Annotated in this window: 7 protein-coding genes; 2 read left to right on the top strand and 5 right to left on the bottom strand. The window is 71.2% G+C overall.

Translation table 11 applies throughout. The annotated features are described in order from the left end of the window. Positions 1-138: 138 nt before the first annotated feature. Positions 139-1,167, bottom strand: a complete 1,029-nt coding sequence (gene glnII / locus ACFVJQ_RS02665) for a glutamine synthetase (RefSeq protein WP_385511821.1) — start codon at positions 1,165-1,167, stop codon at positions 139-141. Between the two features lie 313 nt (positions 1,168-1,480). Continuing rightward, on the bottom strand, positions 1,481-1,930 hold the full coding sequence (locus tag ACFVJQ_RS02660) for a MarR family winged helix-turn-helix transcriptional regulator (protein ID WP_385511819.1): 450 nt from the start codon (positions 1,928-1,930) through the stop codon (positions 1,481-1,483). A gap of 75 nt (positions 1,931-2,005) precedes the next feature. Here ACFVJQ_RS02660 and ACFVJQ_RS02655 point away from each other — a divergent pair, with 75 nt between their 5' ends. Next, positions 2,006-2,863, top strand: coding sequence for an alpha/beta fold hydrolase (locus tag ACFVJQ_RS02655; RefSeq protein ID WP_385780375.1), 858 nt, complete (start codon positions 2,006-2,008; stop codon positions 2,861-2,863). A 3-nt stretch (positions 2,864-2,866) separates the two neighbouring features. On the opposite strand, the gene ACFVJQ_RS02650 is transcribed toward ACFVJQ_RS02655, so the two are convergent. After that, positions 2,867-3,544, bottom strand: a complete 678-nt coding sequence (locus ACFVJQ_RS02650) for a hypothetical protein (protein WP_385511815.1) — start codon at positions 3,542-3,544, stop codon at positions 2,867-2,869. A gap of 134 nt (positions 3,545-3,678) precedes the next feature. Beyond that, positions 3,679-4,038: an arsenate reductase family protein gene (locus ACFVJQ_RS02645; RefSeq protein ID WP_385511814.1), complete on the bottom strand. Its 360-nt coding sequence runs from the start codon at positions 4,036-4,038 to the stop codon at positions 3,679-3,681. A 261-nt stretch (positions 4,039-4,299) separates the two neighbouring features. On the opposite strand from ACFVJQ_RS02645, the gene ACFVJQ_RS02640 reads away from it, so the two are divergent. Beyond that, positions 4,300-4,608 (top strand): hypothetical protein, encoded by a 309-nt coding sequence (locus tag ACFVJQ_RS02640; RefSeq protein ID WP_385511812.1) that lies wholly within the window; start codon positions 4,300-4,302, stop codon positions 4,606-4,608. An 87-nt stretch (positions 4,609-4,695) separates the two neighbouring features. On the opposite strand, the gene ACFVJQ_RS02635 is transcribed toward ACFVJQ_RS02640, so the two are convergent. Then, complete coding sequence (locus ACFVJQ_RS02635) at positions 4,696-5,883, bottom strand: winged helix DNA-binding domain-containing protein (RefSeq protein ID WP_385780371.1); 1,188 nt, start codon at positions 5,881-5,883, stop codon at positions 4,696-4,698. Positions 5,884-6,000: the final 117 nt, after the last annotated feature.

The raw sequence follows: 6,000 nt of genomic DNA, 5'->3' as shown, positions 1-6,000 counted from the left end.
CCCCTTCTCCACTTTGAGCCCACGCCCCCCGTCTTACCCCTGCCCCCAACTATTACACCCACCACACAAACCCCCCGCATTAAAACACGCGGGCCCCCCCCAACCCCGGGGGGCCCCCTTCGACTTCGAGCGTGTGGATCAGACCTGGCCGGCCTTCTCCAGGGCGGAGCAGCAGGTGTCCACCAGCAGGCGGGTCACCACGTACGGGTCGACGTTGGCGTTCGGGCGGCGGTCCTCGATGTAGCCCTTGCCGTCCTTCTCGACCTGCCACGGGATACGGACCGAGGCGCCACGGTTGGAGACACCGTAGGAGTACTCGTTCCACGGGGCGGTCTCGTGCAGACCGGTCAGACGGTCGTCGATGCCGGCGCCGTAGTTCTTGACGTGGTCGAGCGGCTTGGAGCCCTCACCGAGCGACTCGCACGCGGTGATGATCGCGTCGTAGCCCTCGCGCATCGCCTTGGTGGAGAAGTTGGTGTGCGCACCGGCGCCGTTCCAGTCGCCCTTGACCGGCTTGGGGTCGAGGGTGGCGGAGACGCCGAAGTCCTCGGCGGTGCGGTAGAGCAGCCAGCGGGCCACCCACAGCTGGTCGGAGACCTCCAGCGGGGACAGCGGGCCGACCTGGAACTCCCACTGGCCGGGCATGACCTCGGCGTTGATGCCGGACAGCCCCAGGCCCGCCTTCAGGCAGTTCTCCAGGTGGGCCTCGACGATCTCACGGCCGAAGATCTCGTCGGCGCCGACACCGCAGTAGTAGCCGCCCTGCGGGGCCGGGAAGCCGCCCTCGGGGAAGCCGAGCGGACGGGCGCCGTCGAAGAAGGTGTACTCCTGCTCGATGCCGAAGATCGGCTCCTGCGCGGCGAACTTCTCGGCGACCTCGACGAGCGCGGCGCGCGTGTTGGACGGGTGCGGGGTGAAGTCGATGTTCAGGACCTCGCACAGCACCAGGACGTCGTCGCCGCCGCGGATCGGGTCCGGGCAGGTGAAGACCGGCTTCAGCACGCAGTCCGAGGCGTGGCCCTCGGCCTGGTTGGTGGAGGACCCGTCGAAGCCCCAGATCGGCAGCTCGGCACCCTTGGCGTCGTCGGCCAGGATCTTCGTCTTGGAACGAAGCTTGGCCGTCGGCTCGGTGCCGTCGATCCAGATGTACTCAGCCTTGAAGGTCACGGGCCACATCCTTCGGGGGTGGGTCTGGGCGCGTTTGCGGGTGCTGCGGCGCTGCGGCACTGGGGCGCCGCGCTTGTTTGCCCGGCAGCCTGTCAACAGGCGATTTCCCGATCATTGCCCGTTTGTGAACCCCGTGTTACCTGGTCATGCTGTGGCGCGGCTCACGCGGTGAGGACCTGGTCGGTGCGGAAACTCGGCGTTCGCGGTCGCGGACACGAGGTCCGCCCGACGGCTCGTATGCGATGGGAATACGGTGCCCCGGCACGGCTACTCCCGCTCGGAGCGGGCAGGGCGGCGTGCGGAGCGGGCCCGCTCAGTCGCCCTCGGCCGCCGCCTTCCGCACCCCCTCCAGGAAGCCCCGGATCGCGGCCCGCTCCCGCTCGTCGTAGCCGCGCAGCAGCTCCACCGCACGCTCGATGAGCGGCCCGAAGAAGGACCACCCCAGCTCGACCGCCCGCTCGTCCACCTCGACGACTACCTTGCGCCGGTCCCGCCCACCGCGCACCCGCCGCACATGCCCGGCCCGCTCCAGGCGGTCGATCAGCGAGGTCGTCCCGGCCGAGTTCAGCCCCAGCGCCGTGCCCAGCCGCCCGGCCGTCATCTCCTCGCCCCCGCGCGCCGCGTCCATGAGCGCGATCAGGGCGCGTACGTCCGTGGGGTGCATGCCGCTGCGGTTCGCGAACCGCGTGCTGTGCAGGCCGAGTTCGACCGTCACCGCGCGCAGCAGATGGACGATCTCCATCTCCGGACCCTGGGTCGGCATGCGTCTCCTCCGTTATTATCTCGCTCATCGAACATCTCGCTGAGCGAGATAATAAGGGAGGGGCTGAGGACGGGCATGAGCGACGCGTACGACGACGACGCCTTTCAGGCGGCCTACGACAAGGTCATGGCCAGGTGGCCCGCCCAGCGGGAGGCCGTCCGGGTCCCCACGCCGTACGGCACGACCCACGTCAACGCCTGCGGCCCGCACGACGGACCCCCGCTCGTGCTGCTGCCAGGCGGCGGGGGAGCGACCTCGGCGTCCTGGTTCGCCCAAGCGGCCGACTTCGCCCCTACCCATCGGGTGTACGCCGTCGACCTGGTCGGCGCCCCGGGTCGCAGCGCCGCGGCCGGCGACCGCCACCCCCGTACGATCGCCGACCTCACCGCCTGGCTCGGCGCCGTCCTCGACGGGCTGGGCGCCGGTCCGGCAGTCCTCGGCGGGCACTCGTACGGCGCGTGGATCGCCCTCCACCACGCCCTGCACGCGCCCGCCCGGGTGCGCCGCCTGTTCCTCCTGGACCCGACCCAGTGCTTCGCCGGGTTCAAAGCGGCGTACCTCGCGCGTGCTCTGCCGATGCTGTTGCGGCCCTCGCCGCGCCGGGTCCGCGCCTTCCTGGAGTGGGAGACCGGCGGGGCGGGCCTGGACCCCGACTGGCTCCGGCTCCAGGAGGCCGCCACCGGCTTCCCCTCCGTCAGGCCGGTGACGGGCCCGCGCCCGGCGCCCTTGGCGCTGCGCGCCCTGGACATGCCGGTCCTGCTGCTCCTGGCCGGGAACAGCAGGACCCATGACACGTACCGGGTGGCGGCCCGAGCGAGTGCGGTGCTGCCACGGGTCGAGACGGTCGTCCTGCCGGACGTCTCCCATCACGCCCTGCCGCACGCTGCACCCGCCGAACTGGGCCGCCGCCTCAGCGGATTTCTGAGAGGCTGAGCCTCACCCCACCTTCTCGATCAGCGCCCGGCGGATCAGGAACTTGCCGGGCTCCCGGACCTGTTCGAAGGCCGCGTTGTTGAGCAGGACACAGCTGCCGGAGACCGAAGTGACCTCCACCGTCGTGGACTTGTTGTTGTCCAGGTTGGTGACTTTCAGCTTCGTACCCGCCGGGAACTGGTTGCTGGACGCGGCCGGCGCGCCACCCTCGCCGGAGAGCGTGACGGTGGAGCCGTTGCACACCTGCTGGCCGGAGGCCGCGGCGCCACCGCCGTTGCCTTCCGGGGCGGCGGTCTGTGAGGGCTGCGCGGCCTGGCCGCCGCCCGCCTGCTGCTGACCGCCCTGCTGGCCGTTCTGCGCCGCCTGGGAGCCCTGAGCCGACTCCCCCACGACACACCCGGACGCCTCCTGCTGGCGTTTGATCTGCTCGATGACGGCCTCGCGGTTGGCGATCCGCGCCGTCGACTGAGCGTCGGGCTTGGCCTTCTGGTCCGCGATGAACCGCTCGTTGTTGCCGAGGGCGGTGGCGAGCCCCTGGCAGACGGACGACTCGGCGGCCGTCTTCGGGGGCGCGGCGTTCGAGGTGGTCGCCATGAAGAAGGCACCGCCTCCCGCCACCGTCGCCGCACTGACCAGCAGGGCGATCTTCTTCTTCGTACCGAGAGTTCTCCTACGCGACATGCGCGCCTCCTGGGAGGTAGGGGAGCGTACGCCGCTATGTACGAGATCCCGAACGAGGTTACTCAGCGGTTACAGGAGTACGTTGAAGTAACGTACATCACATGGGAGTTGTCGGCGGGGCCGTGCCAACCGTGCTAACGGGACAGGGCCTCGCGTACGGCCTCGTCGGTGCGGGCGACCACCGCCGTGCCGTCGTCCGCGGTGATGATGGGCCGTTGGATCAGCTTCGGGTGCTCGGCGAGTGCGGTGACCCACCGGTCGCGCGCGGCGGCGTCCCGTGGCCAGTCCTTGAGGCCGATTTCCTTGGCCGCGGCCTCCTGGGTGCGGGTGATGTCCCACGGTTCGAGACCGAGCCGGCTCAGTACGTCGCGGATCTCGTCCTCGGTCGGTACGTCCTCCAGATAGCGGCGGACGGTGTAGTCGGCGCCCTCGGCGTCGAGCAGCTTGACGGCGCTGCGGCACTTGGAGCAGGCGGGGTTGATCCAGATTTCCATGCGGGCACGGTACGCCGCCGCGATCGCCTCGCACGACCCCCTGAGGCCAGGGTCGCAACGACGAGCTCTGTTCGAATTTTCCTTCGTCTCACAGGCACCTCGCAGATCGTGTGTGACACGGCGGCATTCCCCTGCTCACCTGGGCGTTTGGCAGGTTCGCCGACTCCCCGGATGTCAGTGGCGGCCAGTAGACTGGAAGTAGTGTTCGAGGGTGTTGCCGGAGTGTCCGGGCGGCGCCCTGACCGCGACAGGAGGATGCCTGTGCCCGCTGCCGCACTGAAGCCGAAGCCGACCCAGTCCACCGCCAACCGTCCCGTGCTGCTCGACCGGCCGTACGCGCCCGTGGAGAAGCGGCCGCTGCCGCCGGGGCGTCCGCGCGAGTGGTACGTCACGCACAACCGCCGGCTCAAGGCCATGCGCCTTGCGATCGCCCTGCTCGACTCGGGCGTGTACGCGCCGAACCAGGCCCGGAACGAGACGATACGAAGCACCGCGGAACTCATCGGCGTCCACCCGCCGTCGGACACGACGTGCCACATGGTGCGTGCGCTGTTGCGGTACACGCGCTGAGTGGTGGCGCCGGGTGCCGTGCTGTTGTGCGGTGCCCGGCGCCGGCGTTGCCGGAATGCGCCGATCGGTACTCCAGGGTCCCGCTCCTCACCCCGCCAACTCCCGCTCCAACGGTGTCCGGAAGCGTGGAGTGACGCGCGTCGTCCCCACCCACTCCCGAAGTCGCGCCGCCTCCGCCTCGATCGCCGCCTGCGCCTCCCGGCCCACGCCCGCGCCGTCCAGTACCCGCCAGACGATCTCCCCGTCGGGCCGCTGGGCCCAGCCGCCCACCACACGCCCGTCCCACCACACCGTCGGCCCCACGTTGCCGCTGCGGTCGAAGAGGGCGGGGCGCAGGTCGGGGGCGAGGAACCAGTCGCGGAGCTGCCAGCCCATCGCCGTGGGGTCGAGGGCGGGCAGCAGGGCGGCCCACGGCTCCACGGGCGCCGTCACCGGCTCGGTGTCGCCGTCGACGACGTACCCCGTGCCCTCGTCCAGCCGGACCTCCTGCGTCCCGATCGCGGCCAGCGCCCGCCGTACCTCCGTCACCCGCCACCCCGTCCACCACTTCAGGTCGGACTCCGTCGCCGGGCCGCACGCCGTCAGCCAGCGGCGCAGGAGTGCGGCCTGGGCCTCGGCGACGTCCAGTTCGGGATGCTCGGGTGCCAGGGCCCAGCGGGCCTGGGTCGACGTCCAGGAGCCGAGCGGCCGGCCGCGTACGACCTTCCCCTCCACGCCCAGCAGCCGCAGCAGCCGGGACGACACGGTGTGGACACCCTCGTAGCTCTTCCCGGCCGCGTACGCGAACTGCTCCCGCAGGCGCGGCTCGTCCTGCGTCAGTTCGGCGGCCGTCGCCTCGCCGCGCCGGGCCAGCGCGGCCAGCGTCGACTCCTCGACCTCCTTCAGCCAGGCCGCGTCCGGAGCCCCGGCCTTCGCCATGTCCTTGACCAGCGAGGCCCGCTCACGGGCGGCGACCGTGAGACCGGTCGAGGCATGCACGACGGCGGTCAGCTCCGTCGGGAACACGAACACGGTGTGCCGCATGCCGTGCATCCGCACCAGGGCCCGGTCCGTGTACAGCGCACGCTCGGTCTCCGCCACCGTCTTCGCCTGCTCCGCGAGCCGTGCGCCCACCGCCAGATACACCGTCGCGGGGTCCGTGCCGTGCAGCGCGACGAGCGCGCCGGCGACCTCCTCGGGACGCGCGCCCCGCGCCGCCGGCGCCAGCCGATGCCGCAGCGCCAGCCGCGTCCGCCGCTCCGCCACACCGACATACGGCTGCTGTCCGCCACCCATGCTCCGACCTCCACCCGTTCAGTCGCGTCCACAGAGCATCCTGCCGAACACCACTGACAACCGGCCGCCACCTGCGAAGCTGAACCCGACCAGGACCAGCGCCTCGTCCGCCGGATC

Origin of the sequence: Streptomyces sp. NPDC127197, from assembly GCF_042672405.1 — a bacterium.
Lineage (GTDB): Bacteria > Actinomycetota > Actinomycetes > Streptomycetales > Streptomycetaceae > Streptomyces > Streptomyces flavusporus.
Note: the sequence above shows the minus strand (reverse complement) of the source record. Positions and strands in the feature narration are given on the sequence as shown.

Bases quoted from the DNA above. Each gene is read 5' to 3' on its own strand.
- ACFVJQ_RS02635 (WP_385780371.1), bottom strand. From the start codon at position 5,883: ATGGGTGGCGGACAGCAGCCGTATGTCGGTGTGGCGGAGCGGCGGACG.
- ACFVJQ_RS02660 (WP_385511819.1), bottom strand. From the start codon at position 1,930: ATGCCGACCCAGGGTCCGGAGATGGAGATCGTCCATCTGCTGCGCGCG.
- ACFVJQ_RS02655 (WP_385780375.1), top strand. From the start codon at position 2,006: ATGAGCGACGCGTACGACGACGACGCCTTTCAGGCGGCCTACGACAAG.
- ACFVJQ_RS02645 (WP_385511814.1), bottom strand. From the start codon at position 4,038: ATGGAAATCTGGATCAACCCCGCCTGCTCCAAGTGCCGCAGCGCCGTC.
- ACFVJQ_RS02650 (WP_385511815.1), bottom strand. From the start codon at position 3,544: ATGTCGCGTAGGAGAACTCTCGGTACGAAGAAGAAGATCGCCCTGCTG.